Source organism: Pseudomonas sp. BAV 4579, assembly GCF_009765395.1.
Classification (GTDB): Bacteria; Pseudomonadota; Gammaproteobacteria; order Pseudomonadales; family Pseudomonadaceae; genus Chryseomonas; species Chryseomonas aestiva.
This window is the reverse complement of sequence record NZ_WHOV01000003.1, coordinates 15678-28880: the sequence shown is the minus strand read 5'-3', so window position 1 is coordinate 28880 and position 13203 is coordinate 15678. Positions and strand designations below refer to the sequence as shown.

Below are 13203 nucleotides of genomic sequence, written 5' to 3'. Positions count from 1 at the left end.
CGGTTGCGTCACACTCGGGCCCTGCGGCGAAAGCTCAGGTTGTCGATCAGGCGGGTCTGGCCGAGATAGGCCGCCACCAGCAGAACCAGCGCCGAGGTGTCCGGCCCGGCCGGTTGCAGACTCAGCTGCTCACGCAGTTCCAGGTAGTCCACCCTAAGCCCCTGAGCTTGCAGTTCGGCGACACCGGCGGCCAGGGTCGGCTCCACCGCGGCGCCGGCGGCGAGCTGATCGGCGAGCCGCCTGAGCAGGCTGTACAGGCAGGGCGCACTGGCGCGCTGGTCGTCGTCGAGATAGCCATTGCGGGACGACAGCGCCAGGCCGTCGGTGGCCCGCACCGTGGGCTGGGCGACGATCTCGATGGGCATGTCCAGGTCCTGGACCAGCTTGCGGATCACCGCCAGCTGCTGATAGTCCTTTTCGCCAAACACCGCCACGTCCGGTTGCGCCATCTGGAACAGCTTGGTGACCACCGTCGCCACGCCCTCGAAATGCCCGGGCCGGCGTGCGCCGCAGAGGCCTTCCGACACCTGGGGGACGTTTACCCGGGCCAGGCCGTCCATGCCGTTGGGATACATCTCGGCCACCGCCGGTGCGAACAGCAGATCGCAATGGGCCTCGTTCAGCTGGCGGCTATCTTCCGCCAGGGTGCGGGGATAGGTGTCCAGATCCTCGCCGGGGCCGAACTGCAGCGGATTGACGAAGATGCTCGCCACCACGAAGTCGGCGTGACGCCGGGCGGTCTCCACCAGCGCGATATGGCCAGCGTGCAGATTGCCCATGGTGGGCACCAGGCCGATGCGCAGACCCTGGCGGCGCGCGGCGGCGACGGCGGCGCGCAGTTCGCGGACGCTATGGACCGTTTTCATGCGGAGAATCCGTGTTCGAGAGCGGGAAAGCTGCCGTCCTTGACGGCGGCGACGTAGGCCGCCAGGGCAGCCTGGATGCTGTCCTGACCGGCCATGAAGTTGCGCACGAATTTCGGCGTGCGCCCGCGCAGGGCCAGACCGAGCATGTCGTGCAGCACCAGCACCTGGCCATCGGTGGCGGCACCGGCGCCGATGCCGATCACCGGCACCCGGGCGGCCCGGGTGATTTCCTCGGCCAGCGCCGAGGGCACGCATTCCAGCAGCAGCATGGCCGCGCCGGCTTCTTCCAGCTCCCGCGCGGCCTCGCGCAGCTGCTGCGCGCGGAGCGGATCGCGGCCCTGTACCTTGAAGCCGCCGAAGACATTGACCGACTGGGGCGTCAGGCCCAGGTGGGCGCAGACCGGCACGCCATTGGCGGCCAGGCGGCGAATCGGCTCCGCCAGCCAGGCATCGCCCTCGAGCTTGACCATCTGCGCCCCCGCCTGCATCAGGCGACCGGCGCTGGTCAGGGTCTGCTCCAGGGTGGCATAGGTCATGAACGACAGGTCGGCGACGATGAAGGCACCCGCATGGCCGCGCTTGACGCAGGCGGTGTGGTAGACCATGTCGTCGAGGGTCACCGGCAGGGTGCTGTCGTGACCCTGCAGCACCATGCCGAGGGAATCGCCGACGAGCAGCATCTCCACGCCGGCCTGACTGGCGGCCTGGGCGAAGGTGGCATCGTAGGCGGTCAGCATGGCGATCTTTTCGCCGCGCTGCTTGAGCCCCTGAAGGGTCGTGAGGCTGATATCAGGCATGCAAGGGGTCCTCGTGGGACGGCGCTATGGTTGTTGTCTGGGCGCCGCGGGCGCGGGGTTGCCGCGCGCAAACGGCTGCTATAGTCCCGGCGCGTCCGGCACAAGTCAATGCCCGGTGTTACGGCTGTGTTACCGGCTGGGTGACGACGGTAGCAGCCGTTCCAGGCCTTCGAAAGGGCAGGCGGACAGCAGGTCCGGCAAGCGGCGGCCGTCGGGCAGATGCAGTGAGGGGGCCAGCTCGGCCAGCGGATAGAGCACGAAGGCGCGGGCCTGGAGGTGATAGTGCGGCACCTGCAGGCGTGGCTCGTCGATCAGCCGTTCGCCGAACAGCAGGATGTCGATGTCCAGGGTGCGCGGACCCCAGCGTTCGTCCTTGCGCACGCGGCCCTGCTGCTGCTCGATGGCCTGGGTGGCGTCGAGCAGCGCCAGGGGGGCGAGGGCGGTGTCCAGCGCGGCGACGGCATTGACGTAGCGCGGCTGGTCGGGCGGGCCCAGGGGGTCGCTGGCATAGAAGGCGGAGACCGCCACCAACCGACTCTCGGGCAGGCTGGCCAGGGCCTCCAGGGCGGCGTCCAGTTGCTGCCGGGGCTCGGCCAGGTTGCTGCCCAGGCCGAGATAGACCCTTTCCATCATTCGTCGCCGGCGGTGGGCGCATCCGAGGTGCGCCGCTTGCGATTGCTGCCGCCGCGGCGGCGTCGCTTGACCGGTGCGCCTTCGTCCCGGCTGAGGTTCTTGATCATCTCGCGCCGCTGGCTGTCACTGACCTCCTGGTAGCGCGTCCACCAGTCGCCCAGGCCGCCGGTCTCCTCGCCCGCGCTCTCGCGCAGCAGGAGGAAATCGTAGCCGGCGCGGAAGCGCGGATTTTCCAGCAGTTGATCGGCGCGCTTGCCCTGACGGCGCGGCAGGCGTTCCTGCATGTCCCAGATCTCGCGCATCGGCAGGGTGAAGCGCTTGGGGACGGCGGTGCGTTGGCACTGCTGCACGGTGAGGTCGTGGGCGGCTTCCTGCATGGCCGGAATCGGCGCCAGACTGAGGTCCTGGTGATGCCGGACACGCTCGGGCAGCGCCGGCCAGAGCAGGGCGGCGAACAGGAAGGCCGGAGTGACCGGCTTGCCTTCACGGATGCGGGTATCGGTATTGGCCAGGGCCTGGCGAATCAGGCTGCCGGCGTATTCCGGGTCGCGTTCCAGGGCTTCGCCACTGGCCGGGAACAGCGGGGCGAACAGGCCGTACTGGCAGAGCAGTTCGAAGGTGCGTTCGGCCTTGCCGCCGAGCAGCAGCTTGATGACCTCGTCGAACAGGCGCGGTGCGGGAATGTCCCGCAGCAGCGGTGCCAGGCGACTGATGGGTTCGGCGGTGGCGGTCTCGATCTGGAAGTCCAGCTTGGCGGCGAAGCGCACGGCGCGCAGCATCCGTACCGGATCTTCCTGGTAGCGCTGCTCGGGGTCACCGATCAGGCGGATCTGCCGCAGGCGGATGTCCTGGGTGCCATTGGCGTAGTCGAGGATGCGTTCGCCGCTGGCATCGTAGTAGAGCGCGTTGATGGTGAAGTCGCGCCGCTGGGCATCCTGTTCCTGGTTGCCATAGATGTTGTCGCGCAGGATCCGGCCGCTTTCATGGCGCGAGCCCTGGGCCTCGTCCTCGGCATCGCCGGTGGGATGGTTGGCGCGGAAGGTCGCGACCTCGATGATCTCGCGGCCGAAATGCACGTGGACCAGCTTGAAACGCCGGCCGATGACCCGTGCATTGCGGAATTCGGCCCGCACCTGTTCGGGCGTGGCACTGGTGGCGACATCGAAGTCCTTGGGCTCGAAGCCCAGCAGCAGGTCCCGGACGCAACCGCCCACCAGGTAGGCCTGATAACCCGCCTTTTCCAGCCGCTCGACGACGCTCAGGGCGTAGCGGCTGATGCGCTCTCGTTCCAGAGCATGCTGACTGCGGGGCAGTTCGATGGGCAGGGCAGGCGCGGGCGGAGTACGCCGCAGGGGCGAGCGCAGAGTCTGGATCAGCTTCTTCAGCATGCGAGTTTCTGTTCGGAGAGACGGCTATTCGCAATCTGGCCCACAGCGGGAACCGTTGCGCAATAGATAAGAAGGGGATCTTGAACGAGGGAGGGGAGGCTGTCAAAGGCACTGGGGGAGCCGAAGCTCCCCCCCAAAGTGGTACGTGCTTTGTTTTTATTGTTTATCCAGAGCTCTTGTTTTTCTTGTGTGGTCTGTTCCGTGCGGTTACCTGCCGCCGGAAGGGCTCTGAAGTCTAGAGCCAAAAGCAAACGGATTACTTTGGAAGCTGATGTCGTCAGGATCATTCCTGCTCTGCCTGGTACGGGTGCTGCCTCGGGGCAGTTTTGTTGTTCTCTGGCCTGACATCGCGCGGACCATCCCGCTAGACGACTCTTCTCCAAAATGATCAGTTAGCTACGCCTCCGCCTGCTTGTTCTTATAGTGCTGGAGTCGCTACGTCTTGTTTTTGTTATGGCTGGGGTACGTTCTTATTGTTCTTGTGCGAGAACATAGAGCAGATGCCGTGCCAGTTTTATAAACTCCTTTATTTTCAGTGGTTTACGAAAAATGTAGCCTTTTTGCTCAGGGGCTACAGGCAGATTTTCGTTACCGCTGAACCCGCCGGCTGTTACGGCGGTAACACATTGCAAAGGATGGGGGAGGGGCTGGAGAGGTGTTACCGCGGGACGTGCAGGGCGGTCACGTCCCGGTATGAATCAGGAGGCGTCGCTGCTGGCGCTGGCCTTGCGCCGCGGGATGCCCAGGCGCTGCCGACGTTCCCACAGGCACTTGCGGCTGACGCCCAGCTTGCGCGCCAGCTCGGTCTCGGTCATGTGGTCCTGGTGTTCGAGCACGAAGTGCTGGAAGTAGTCCTCCAGCGACAGGTCCTCGGTGGGCTCGTGGGCGCCATTGCCGTTACCCAGCCCCGAGCTGGGCAGCGGATCCAGGTAGCTGTCGGCCAGCTCCAGTTCGCCGAGCTCGACGTCGATGCCCAACTGATCGGCATTGATTTCCTGGCCTTCGCTGAGAATCACCGAGCGCTCGATGGCGTTCTCCAGCTCGCGCACGTTGCCCGGCCAGCTGTAGTGGCGGATGGCGGCCTCGGCCTCGGCGCCGAGCTTCAGGCCTGGACGACTCATGCGCGCCGACTGGCGAGCGAGGAACACCCGGGCGATCTCCATGACGTCGCCGCCACGTTCGCGCAGGGCGGGCAGGCGCAGGGAGATGACATTGAGGCGATAGAAGAGGTCTTCGCGAAACTGGCCGATCTTGGCCAGGCCCTTGAGATCCCGGTGGGTCGCGGCGATCAGGCGCACATCGACCTTTTGCGACTGCACCGAGCCGACCCGGCGAATCTCGCCTTCCTGCAGCACGCGCAAGAGGCGTGCCTGGGCTTCCAGCGGCAATTCGCCGATCTCGTCGAGAAACAGGGTGCCGCCGTCGGCCGCTTCCACCAGGCCGGTACGGCTGGCACTGGCGCCGGTGAAGGCGCCCTTCTCGTGGCCGAACAGTTCGGATTCGATCAGGGTCTCGGGAATGGCCGCGCAGTTGACCGAGATCAGCGGCGCCTTGGCGCGCCGCGACAGATTGTGCAGTGCCCGCGCCACCAGTTCCTTGCCGGTACCCGATTCGCCCTGGATCAGCACGGTGGAGTCGGTGGGCGCGACCTTGCGGATCTTGCCGAAGAGGTCCTGCATCGGCGCGCAGTTGCCGATGATGCCGATCTCGCCGGTGGCCGGTGCCGGCGTGACGCTTTCCTCGGCGACCATCGGCGGCCGCTGCTCGCGTTCCACCAGGATGCGCGCCACGGCCTGCAGCATCTCGTCGTGATCGAAGGGCTTGGCGATGTAGTCCACCGCACCCTGCTTCATGGAATCGACCGCCGAGCGAAGGCTGGCGTAGCTGGTCATGATCAGCACCGGCTTGCCCTTGGCGAGATCGATCATCTCGGTACCCGGGGCGCCGGGCAGGCGCAGATCGCTGATGACGAGATCGAAGCTGGAAACGTCGTAGAGATCCTGGGCTTCCTGGACGGAGCCGGCTTCGCTGACACGGAACTGGTTGCGCTCGAGCAGGCGGCGCAGCGCCGAACGGATGATCTTCTCGTCTTCGACAATCAGGATATGGGCCATCAAGTGCGCTCTCTTACGGGAAGGCAAGACGACCCACGCCAGGCAGCGTGTGTTGTCGCGGTCGTCTGGACTTCCGAATGCTTTAGCAGATCCATCCAGCAGGCGGATGGGTCCGTCACGGCGCCTCCGGCAACCCGAGATAGCGCGGCAGCAGTACCCGAATGCGGGTGCCCTGGCCGGTCACGGGGTCGGTAGGACTATCGATCATTATCTGACCATAATGCTCTTCTACGATGGAATAGACCAGCGCCAAGCCAAGCCCTGTCCCCTTGCCCGGATCCTTGGTGGTGAAGAAGGGTTCGAACAGCCGACTGACGATGGCCTTGGGAATGCCGCTGCCTTCGTCTTCGACGCTCAGGGTCACGGTCTGGCCATGGGCCTCGCTGCGCACCCGGATCGGCGCGCCGGCCGGCGAGGCGTCGCGGGCGTTGGACAGCAGGTTGATCATCACCTGCACCAGGCGCTGGGGATCGCCCTGCACCAGGTGTTCCGGATCGCAGAGATTGAAGAAATCGACGTCCACGCTCTGCCGATTGAGCGAGAGCAGGGCGATAGCCTCCTGTGCCGCCTCGGCCACGCACACCGGTTCGTGGGCCTGCTGGCGGCCGCCGGCGTGGGCGAAACTCATCAGCGACTGGACGATGCGGGTGATGCGGCGGGTCTGCTCGATGATCTGGCTGCTGATCTCGTCGATCTCTTCGTCCGCTTCGCGCTCCTCGCGCAGGTTCTGCGCCAGGCAGGCGATGCCGGTGACCGGGTTGCCGATCTCGTGGGCGACGCCCGCGGCCAGCCGGCCGATGGAGGCCAGGCGCTCGGAGTGGATCAGGCGGTCTTCCAGCAGTTGCGTCTCGCTGATGTCTTCCACCACCAGCACCGTGCCGTTGCTGCCCACCGCCAGGGGTTCGTCTATGGTCGCCTTGTGCAGGTTGAGCCAGCGCTGCTCATGTTCCTGGGGCAGGCGCTGCTTGTAGAGGTGCTGCTGCGCCGGTTCGGCGAGAAAGCGCTCGAACAGGTCCTGCCAGGGATCGGGCAGGGCGCTCAGGCGCGAGCCGACCACCCGGGCGCCATCGATGCCGGTGAGTTCTTCCATGGCGCGGTTCCACATGAGGATCTCGCGGTCGCGGGCCAGGGAGCAGACGCCCATGGGCAACTCCTGCAGGGTCTGGCGGTGATAGCGACGCAGGGCGTCCAGCTCGGCGGCGAGACCCGTCAGGCGCGACTGGTAGTCTTCCAGGCGATTCTCGATGAAGTGGATGTCTTCGGTGGCATAGGCCTCGCTTTCCGCCTTGAACGGCAGAAAGGTCTCGACGATGTCCTGGGCGACCCGCGGGCCCATCAGGCCCGAGAGGTTGGCCTCGATGCGATCGCGCAACCGGCGCAGGGCATAGGGGCGGCGTTCGTCATAGGGCAGCAGCAGGTCGGCCAGGGCGCGCTCGACTTCCTTTTGCGCGGTCTTGGCGCCCAGCGGCTTGGCCAGCTGGGCCGCGAAGTCCTGGGGCGAGCTGGCGGCCAGTTCGCGGCGCTGCGGCCGGCGGACGTTGTCCACCGCGCAGGCCTCGGCGGCGCTCTTCTCTTCTTCGCTGGCTTCGGTGAACAGCGAGACCAGGGCGAACACCAGCACGTTGACGGTCAGCGAGGCCACCGCGGCAAGGTGCCAGTTGCTGGCGCTGATGCGATAGCTGAAGACGCCGATGTGCAGCGGATTGATGTCGGCCACCAGCGGCATGAGCATGCTCAGGAACCACAGGCCCAGGCCGCACAGCAGGCCGGCGATGAAGCCCTTGCGATTGGCCGTCTGCCAGTAGAGCACCGACAGCGCGCCGGGCAGGAACTGCACGGTGGCGACAAAGGAGACGATGCCCAGGCTGGAGAGATCGCCATGGCCCTGCAGCAGGCGATAGAAGCCGTAGCTGCCGAGGATGATGGCGGCGATCAGCAGACGCCGGGTCATGCGCAGCCAGCGATAGATGTTGCCGTCGGTGGGTGGCTGGTAGAGCGGCAGCACGATGTGGTTGAGCAGCATGCCCGACAGCGCCATGGTCACCACGATGATCAGGCCGCTGGCCGCCGACAGGCCGCCGACGAAGGCCACCAGCGCCAGCAGCGGATTGTCCAGCGCCAGGCCCACGCCCAGGGTGAAGTACTCCGGCGGCGTCGGCGAACCCAGCGCCAGGCCACCCCAGAGAATCGGCGGCACCGCCAGGCTGATCAGCAGCAGGAACAGCGGCAGGCCCCAGCTGGCGCTGACCAGCGCCTGGGGACTGAGATTCTCGGTAAAGGCCATGTGGTACATGTGCGGGGTGACGATGGCGGCGGCGAAGAACACCAGCAGCAGGATCCGCCAGGGGCCTTCCTGCAGCGGGGTGTGCAGGGTGGAGAGGGCGCTCTGGTTCTGCTGCAGCCAGGTCTCCAAGCCGTTGGGGCCGCCGAACACGGTATAGAGGGTGACGCCGCCGACGATGCCCAGGGCCAGCAGCTTGACCAGGGATTCGAAGGCGATGGCCACCACCAGGCCCTCGTGGCGCTCCTTGGAGTTGATCTGGCGCGCGCCGAAGAGCATGGCGAACAGGGTGATCAGCAGGCAGAAGCCCAGCGCCGGGGCGTCCTGGGCGCGGGCCTGCACCAGGATGCCGGTGCTGGTGGCCACCGCCTGGATCTGCAGCGCCAGCAGTGGCAGCACGGCGATCAGCATGCCCAGACTGGTCAGGGCGCCGGCCCAGGTGCTGCGGAAGCGGAAGGCGAAGAGATCGGCCAGGGACGCCAGCTGGTAGGCACGGGTCAGGCGCAGGATGGGGTAGAGCAATACCGGCGCCAGCAGAAAGGCGCCGCACAGCCCCAGATAATAGGCGAGAAAGCCGTAGCCGTAGTCGTAGGCCAGGCCCACGGTGCCATAGAAGGCCCAGGCGCTGGCATAGACGCCCAGCGACAGGGTGTAGATCAGCGGATGGCGCACCAGCCGGCGCGGCACCCAGCCCTTCTCGGTCATCCAGGCGACGCCAAAGAAGATCAGCAGGTAACCGGCGCTGATCAGGACCAGTTGGGACAGACTAAAGCTCGTCGGCATCGCGCTGGCTCTGCAGGATGAAGGTCACCACGATGAGAATGAGCCACAGCAGGTAGGGCCGATACCAGGCGCCGCTGGGAGCGATCCACCAATCCATGATGGCGGGGGAGAACAGATAGATGCCTACCACGAGGAGCAGGACCAGCCGGTAGATGTACATGCACGGTTCCCGAACGGCGATGGCGCCATGGTAAAGCAAAAGCGCTGTACCCCGGAGAGGGGGGCTTCTACCGTGAAGGCTTACTTGCCCGCTGGAGTTCGTCAATGACCAGACCCCGTCTCGCGGCCGTACTGGAAACCGCGCTCTATGTCGCCGATCTGCCCAGGGCCCGGCGCTTCTACGACGAGGTGCTGGGCCTGGCGCCGCTGTTCGCCGACGACCGCTTGGCCGCCTATGCGGTGGGCGCCAGCGTCCTGTTGCTGTTCCAGCGGGGCACTACCGAGCAACCCGTCAGGTTGCCGGGCGGCTGCATCCCCCCTCACGGCGCCCAGGGCTGTCAGCACCTGGCCCTAGCGATCGCGGCGGATGAACTGGACGCCTGGGTCGCGCACCTGGCAGCCGCCGAGGTCACCATCGAGGAACGCACCCAGTGGCCACGGGGCGCGATCAGCCTGTATTTCCGTGATCCGGACGGGCACCTGCTGGAACTGGTCACGCCCGGACTCTGGCCCAACTACTAGTCCGGCAGCTGGGCTTCGGCCAGGTGGGGCACCCGCGGGATCAGCGTGGCGTCCCAGTGGGCGACGCCCCAGGCCAGCACCCGGGTCGGGGGCTCCTCGGCCAGCGCCGGCTGGGTCGGCTGGCCCAGGGCGCGCAGGGCGCGTACCAGCAGGGCGCCGGCCTGTTCGGCTGGCAGCGGCGGCGAGCGGTAACTTTTGCCCAGCTTGTGGCCGTCGGGCTGGATCAGCAGCGGCACGTGCAGATAGCGCGGCGCCGGATGGCCGAGCAATTCCTGCAGATAGAGCTGGCGCGGCGTGGAGTCCAGCAGGTCGGCGCCCCGCACTACGTCGGTGACGCCCTGCAGGGCATCGTCCATTACCACCGCCAGCTGGTAGGCGATCAGGCCGTCGCGACGCTGGATGACGAAGTCGCCCACCTCGCGTCCCAGGTGCTGGCGGAATTCGCCCTGCACCCGGTCGACGAAGCGGTAGTCCAGCTCAGGGACGCGGATGCGGAGGGCGGCGTCCGTCGCCGGCAGGCCGCGATTGCGGCAGTAGCCGGGGTAGAGCCCACCACCGCCTTCGAGCTGCTTGCGCGAGCAGTCGCAAGCATAGGCCAGCCCGCTGGCCAGCCACTGGGCGATGACTGCGTGATAGGCGTCCAGGCGTTCGCTCTGGCGCAGCACCGGGCCGTCCCATTCGAAGCCATAGGCCTCCAGGGTGGTGAGGATGGTCGTCTGGGCGCCCGGGACCTCGCGTGGCGGATCCAGGTCTTCCATGCGCACCAGCCAGCGCCCGCCCGCGGCGCGGGCATCCAGGTAGGAGGCGAGGGCGGCGACCAGCGAGCCGAAGTGCAGATAGCCGCTGGGCGTGGGGGCGAAACGGCCGACATAGGGGCGCCTGGCCATAGCTCATCCTGTGAATGCCGGAAAAACCGAAATCTGAACAGAACAAAGGGCGCCGTAGCGCCCTCGTCGGTGAGGCAGCAGGACTCAGGTCCCGGTCTGCTTCTCGCGGATCTCGGCCAGGGTCTTGCAGTCGATGCACAGACTGGCGGTCGGACGGGCTTCCAGACGGCGGATACCGATTTCCACGCCGCAGGAGTCGCACCAGCCGTATTCGTTGTCTTCGATCAGCTGCAGCGTCTCGTCGATCTTCTTGATCAGCTTGCGCTCGCGGTCGCGGGCACGCAGTTCCAGGCTGAATTCCTCTTCCTGGGTCGCGCGATCGGCCGGGTCGGCGAAGTTGGCCGCTTCTTCCTTCATGTGGTGCACGGTGCGATCGACTTCTTCGCGCAGTTCCTGCTTCCACTTGTTCAGAATGCCAGTGAAGTGCGCGCGCATGCGCTCACTCATGTATTCCTCGCCCTTGGCAGGCTGGTAGGGTTCGTAGCCACGGGCCAGATGATTGTTCTGCTGATTTGCTTCGCTGGGCATGATTGACCCTCTCACTTTCGCTGATCCTGTCCACAGGCTGGATGCGTTTCCAGGCCTCTCCATGTTGGAACGCCCGGGGTCTGTGGCTGCCGATGACGTCCCGCGCAATGCCGACGCCAGGCTGAATATGTTCTCGACTGGCCAGTCGCCCTGCGGATGCAAGCCGGCGAACTTACCAGAAGCTTCCAGGGGGCGCTACTACTGGCCTCCCGCTCCGTGCCGACGCGGCGGGTGCCGGTCTGCGAAGCCTTGGTTAGAATCCCGCCTTCGCCACAAGTTCGGACCCCGTCCATGTCCAATTCCTACAGCGCACGCAGCCAGGCCATCGAGCCCTTCCATGTGATGGCCCTGCTGGAGCGTGCTAACCAGCTCCAGGCCGCCGGCCACGACGTCATCCACCTGGAGATTGGCGAGCCCGATTTCACCACCGCCGCCCCGGTGATCGCCGCTGGCCAGGCCGCGCTGGCAGCCGGTCAGACCCGCTATACCGCGGCCCGCGGCCTGCCGGAGTTGCGCCGCGCCATCGCCGCCTTCTATGGCGAGCGCTACGGCATCGGCCTGGATCCGGAGCGGGTGCTGATCACCCCCGGCGGCTCGGGCGCCCTGCTGCTGGCCAGCGCCCTGCTGGTCGATCCCGGGCGGCACTGGCTGCTGACCGATCCCGGCTATCCCTGCAACAGGCACTTTCTGCGTCTGGTGGAAGGCGCGGCCCAGCTGATCCCGGTCGGCGCCGACACCCGCTACCAACTCACGCCCGAGCTGGTGGAGCGGCACTGGCAACCGACCAGCGTGGGCGCCCTGGTGGCCTCGCCGGCCAATCCGACCGGCACCCTGCTCGATCGCGATGAACTCGCCGGGCTATCGGCCGCCCTCAAGACCCGCGGTGGTCACCTGGTGGTGGACGAGATCTACCACGGCCTGACCTACGGCCTGGACGCCCCCAGCGTGCTGGAGGTGGACGATTCGGCCTTGGTGCTCAACAGCTTCTCCAAGTACTTCGGCATGACCGGCTGGCGCCTCGGCTGGCTGGTGGCGCCGCCCGCCGCCGTGCCGGAACTGGAAAAACTGGCGCAGAATCTCTACATCAGCGCCTCCACCGTGGCCCAGCAGGCCGCCCTGGCCTGTTTCACCCCGGCGGCCATGGCCATCTTCGAAGAGCGGCGCGCCGAATTCGCCCGCCGTCGCGACTACCTGCTGCCGGCGCTGCGTGGCCTGGGCTTCAGGATCGCCGTCGAGCCCCAGGGCGCCTTCTATCTCTATGCCGACATCTCCGCCTTCGGTGGCGACGCCTATGCCTTCTGCCAGTTCCTGCTGGAGACCGAACATGTGGCCATCACCCCTGGCCTGGATTTCGGTCGCCACCGTGCCGACACCCATGTGCGCTTCGCCTACACCCAGTCGCTGCCGCGCCTGGAAGAGGCCGTCGCCCGCATCGCCCAGGGCCTGCAGCGCTGGAGGGCCCGGTGAGATTCGATCCGCCTCTGGAAGAAGGTCGCCTGCTGCGCCGCTACAAGCGCTTTCTCGCCGACATCGAGACCGCCGGCGGCGAGGTGCTGACCCTGCACTGCCCCAATACCGGGTCCATGCGCCATTGCCAGCCGGCGGGTGCCCGGGTCTGGTTCAGTCGGGCCAGTGGTCCCAAGCGCAAGCTGCCCGGCACCTGGGAACTGGTCGAGACGGATCACGGGCGGCTGGCCTGCATCAATACCGCCCGTGCCAATGGCCTGGTGGAAGAGGCCTTGCTGGCCGGTGGCATTCCCGAGCTGGCCGGCTTCACTGCCCTGCGCCGGGAGGTGGCCTACGGCCTGGAGAACAGTCGCGCCGATTTCCGCCTGGAGTATCCCGCCGGGCCGCTGTATCTGGAGGTGAAGAGCGTCACCCTGGGTTTTGCCGACACCACGGTCGCCGCCTTTCCCGATGCCGTGACCACCCGCGGGACCCGCCATCTGCGCGAGCTGGCGGCCCTGGCTGCGGCCGGCGAGCGGGCGGTGCTGCTCTATTGCGTGCTGCTCGAAGGCATCGAGGCGGTGCGCCCGGCGGCGGAGATCGACGCCGCCTATGCCCTGGCCCTGGGCGAAGCCCGCCGGCAGGGCGTGCAGGTGCTGGCTTATGGGGCACGGCTCTCGCCCGCGGGTCTGCAGCTGGACCGGCCGCTACGCCTCGCTGACTGAGCAGTCACAAAAAGCTGATCGCCCGGACAGGATCTGGCAGGCGCCTTGCTTACGGATATCGCCCATCGATCGCC

At 66.8% G+C, this 13203-nt stretch carries 12 protein-coding genes; 3 read left to right on the top strand and 9 right to left on the bottom strand.

Features of this window, described 5'->3' with window-relative positions; translation table 11 throughout:
* Window positions 1-8: 8 nt before the first annotated feature.
* The 7 genes from panC to GSQ95_RS01225 form a co-directional block, all read right to left on the bottom strand.
* Entirely contained in the window at window positions 9-866 is an 858-nt protein-coding gene (gene panC / locus GSQ95_RS01255) for a pantoate--beta-alanine ligase (RefSeq protein ID WP_158895243.1), read from the bottom strand.
* Complete coding sequence (gene panB / locus GSQ95_RS01250) at window positions 863-1663, bottom strand: 3-methyl-2-oxobutanoate hydroxymethyltransferase (RefSeq protein WP_158895241.1); 801 nt, start codon at window positions 1661-1663, stop codon at window positions 863-865. The genes panC and panB overlap by 4 nt, the downstream gene beginning before the upstream one ends.
* A gap of 129 nt (window positions 1664-1792) precedes the next feature.
* A complete protein-coding gene (gene folK / locus GSQ95_RS01245) occupies window positions 1793-2296 on the bottom strand; it encodes a 2-amino-4-hydroxy-6-hydroxymethyldihydropteridine diphosphokinase (protein WP_178118455.1) in 504 nt (167 codons plus the stop codon).
* Window positions 2293-3684 (bottom strand): polynucleotide adenylyltransferase PcnB, encoded by a 1392-nt coding sequence (locus GSQ95_RS01240; RefSeq protein WP_158895237.1) that lies wholly within the window; start codon window positions 3682-3684, stop codon window positions 2293-2295. The genes folK and GSQ95_RS01240 overlap by 4 nt, the downstream gene beginning before the upstream one ends.
* 698 nt (window positions 3685-4382) lie before the next feature.
* Window positions 4383-5798, bottom strand: a complete 1416-nt coding sequence (locus GSQ95_RS01235; RefSeq protein ID WP_133861922.1) for a sigma-54 dependent transcriptional regulator — start codon at window positions 5796-5798, stop codon at window positions 4383-4385.
* Window positions 5799-5913: 115 nt separating this feature from the next.
* Window positions 5914-8862 carry a sensor histidine kinase gene (locus tag GSQ95_RS01230; protein WP_133861921.1) on the bottom strand — a complete coding sequence of 983 codons (2949 nt, stop codon included), beginning with the start codon at window positions 8860-8862 and terminating at the stop codon, window positions 5914-5916.
* Window positions 8846-9022, bottom strand: a complete 177-nt coding sequence (locus GSQ95_RS01225) for a hypothetical protein (protein ID WP_007159707.1) — start codon at window positions 9020-9022, stop codon at window positions 8846-8848. The genes GSQ95_RS01230 and GSQ95_RS01225 overlap by 17 nt, the downstream gene beginning before the upstream one ends.
* A gap of 104 nt (window positions 9023-9126) precedes the next feature.
* On the opposite strand from GSQ95_RS01225, the gene GSQ95_RS01220 reads away from it, so the two are divergent.
* A complete protein-coding gene (locus GSQ95_RS01220; protein WP_158895235.1) occupies window positions 9127-9543 on the top strand; it encodes a VOC family protein in 417 nt (138 codons plus the stop codon).
* Here GSQ95_RS01220 and gluQRS read toward each other — a convergent pair.
* Both gluQRS and dksA read right to left on the bottom strand, forming a co-directional pair.
* On the bottom strand, window positions 9540-10430 hold the full coding sequence (gene gluQRS, locus GSQ95_RS01215; protein WP_158895233.1) for a tRNA glutamyl-Q(34) synthetase GluQRS: 891 nt from the start codon (window positions 10428-10430) through the stop codon (window positions 9540-9542). The genes GSQ95_RS01220 and gluQRS overlap by 4 nt on opposite strands.
* Window positions 10431-10514: 84 nt before the next feature.
* Window positions 10515-10958 (bottom strand): RNA polymerase-binding protein DksA, encoded by a 444-nt coding sequence (gene dksA / locus GSQ95_RS01210; protein ID WP_007159704.1) that lies wholly within the window; start codon window positions 10956-10958, stop codon window positions 10515-10517.
* Between the two features lie 291 nt (window positions 10959-11249).
* Between dksA and GSQ95_RS01205 the strand changes: the two genes are divergently transcribed.
* Complete coding sequence (locus GSQ95_RS01205) at window positions 11250-12425, top strand: pyridoxal phosphate-dependent aminotransferase (protein WP_158895231.1); 1176 nt, start codon at window positions 11250-11252, stop codon at window positions 12423-12425.
* Window positions 12422-13129 (top strand): DNA/RNA nuclease SfsA, encoded by a 708-nt coding sequence (gene sfsA / locus GSQ95_RS01200; RefSeq protein ID WP_158973729.1) that lies wholly within the window; start codon window positions 12422-12424, stop codon window positions 13127-13129. Before GSQ95_RS01205 ends, sfsA begins: the two co-directional genes overlap by 4 nt.
* Window positions 13130-13203: the final 74 nt, after the last annotated feature.

What these genes read in the sequence shown, in the direction of transcription:
- GSQ95_RS01225 (WP_007159707.1), bottom strand. Translation starts at nt 9,022, where the DNA reads ATGTACATCTACCGGCTGGTCCTGCTCCTCGTGGTAGGCATCTATCTG.
- GSQ95_RS01230 (WP_133861921.1), bottom strand. Translation starts at nt 8,862, where the DNA reads ATGCCGACGAGCTTTAGTCTGTCCCAACTGGTCCTGATCAGCGCCGGT.
- GSQ95_RS01235 (WP_133861922.1), bottom strand. Translation starts at nt 5,798, where the DNA reads ATGGCCCATATCCTGATTGTCGAAGACGAGAAGATCATCCGTTCGGCG.
- folK (WP_178118455.1), bottom strand. Translation starts at nt 2,296, where the DNA reads ATGATGGAAAGGGTCTATCTCGGCCTGGGCAGCAACCTGGCCGAGCCC.
- GSQ95_RS01220 (WP_158895235.1), top strand. Translation starts at nt 9,127, where the DNA reads ATGACCAGACCCCGTCTCGCGGCCGTACTGGAAACCGCGCTCTATGTC.
- GSQ95_RS01240 (WP_158895237.1), bottom strand. Translation starts at nt 3,684, where the DNA reads ATGCTGAAGAAGCTGATCCAGACTCTGCGCTCGCCCCTGCGGCGTACT.
- gluQRS (WP_158895233.1), bottom strand. Translation starts at nt 10,430, where the DNA reads ATGGCCAGGCGCCCCTATGTCGGCCGTTTCGCCCCCACGCCCAGCGGC.
- panB (WP_158895241.1), bottom strand. Translation starts at nt 1,663, where the DNA reads ATGCCTGATATCAGCCTCACGACCCTTCAGGGGCTCAAGCAGCGCGGC.
- dksA (WP_007159704.1), bottom strand. Translation starts at nt 10,958, where the DNA reads ATGCCCAGCGAAGCAAATCAGCAGAACAATCATCTGGCCCGTGGCTAC.
- GSQ95_RS01205 (WP_158895231.1), top strand. Translation starts at nt 11,250, where the DNA reads ATGTCCAATTCCTACAGCGCACGCAGCCAGGCCATCGAGCCCTTCCAT.
- panC (WP_158895243.1), bottom strand. Translation starts at nt 866, where the DNA reads ATGAAAACGGTCCATAGCGTCCGCGAACTGCGCGCCGCCGTCGCCGCC.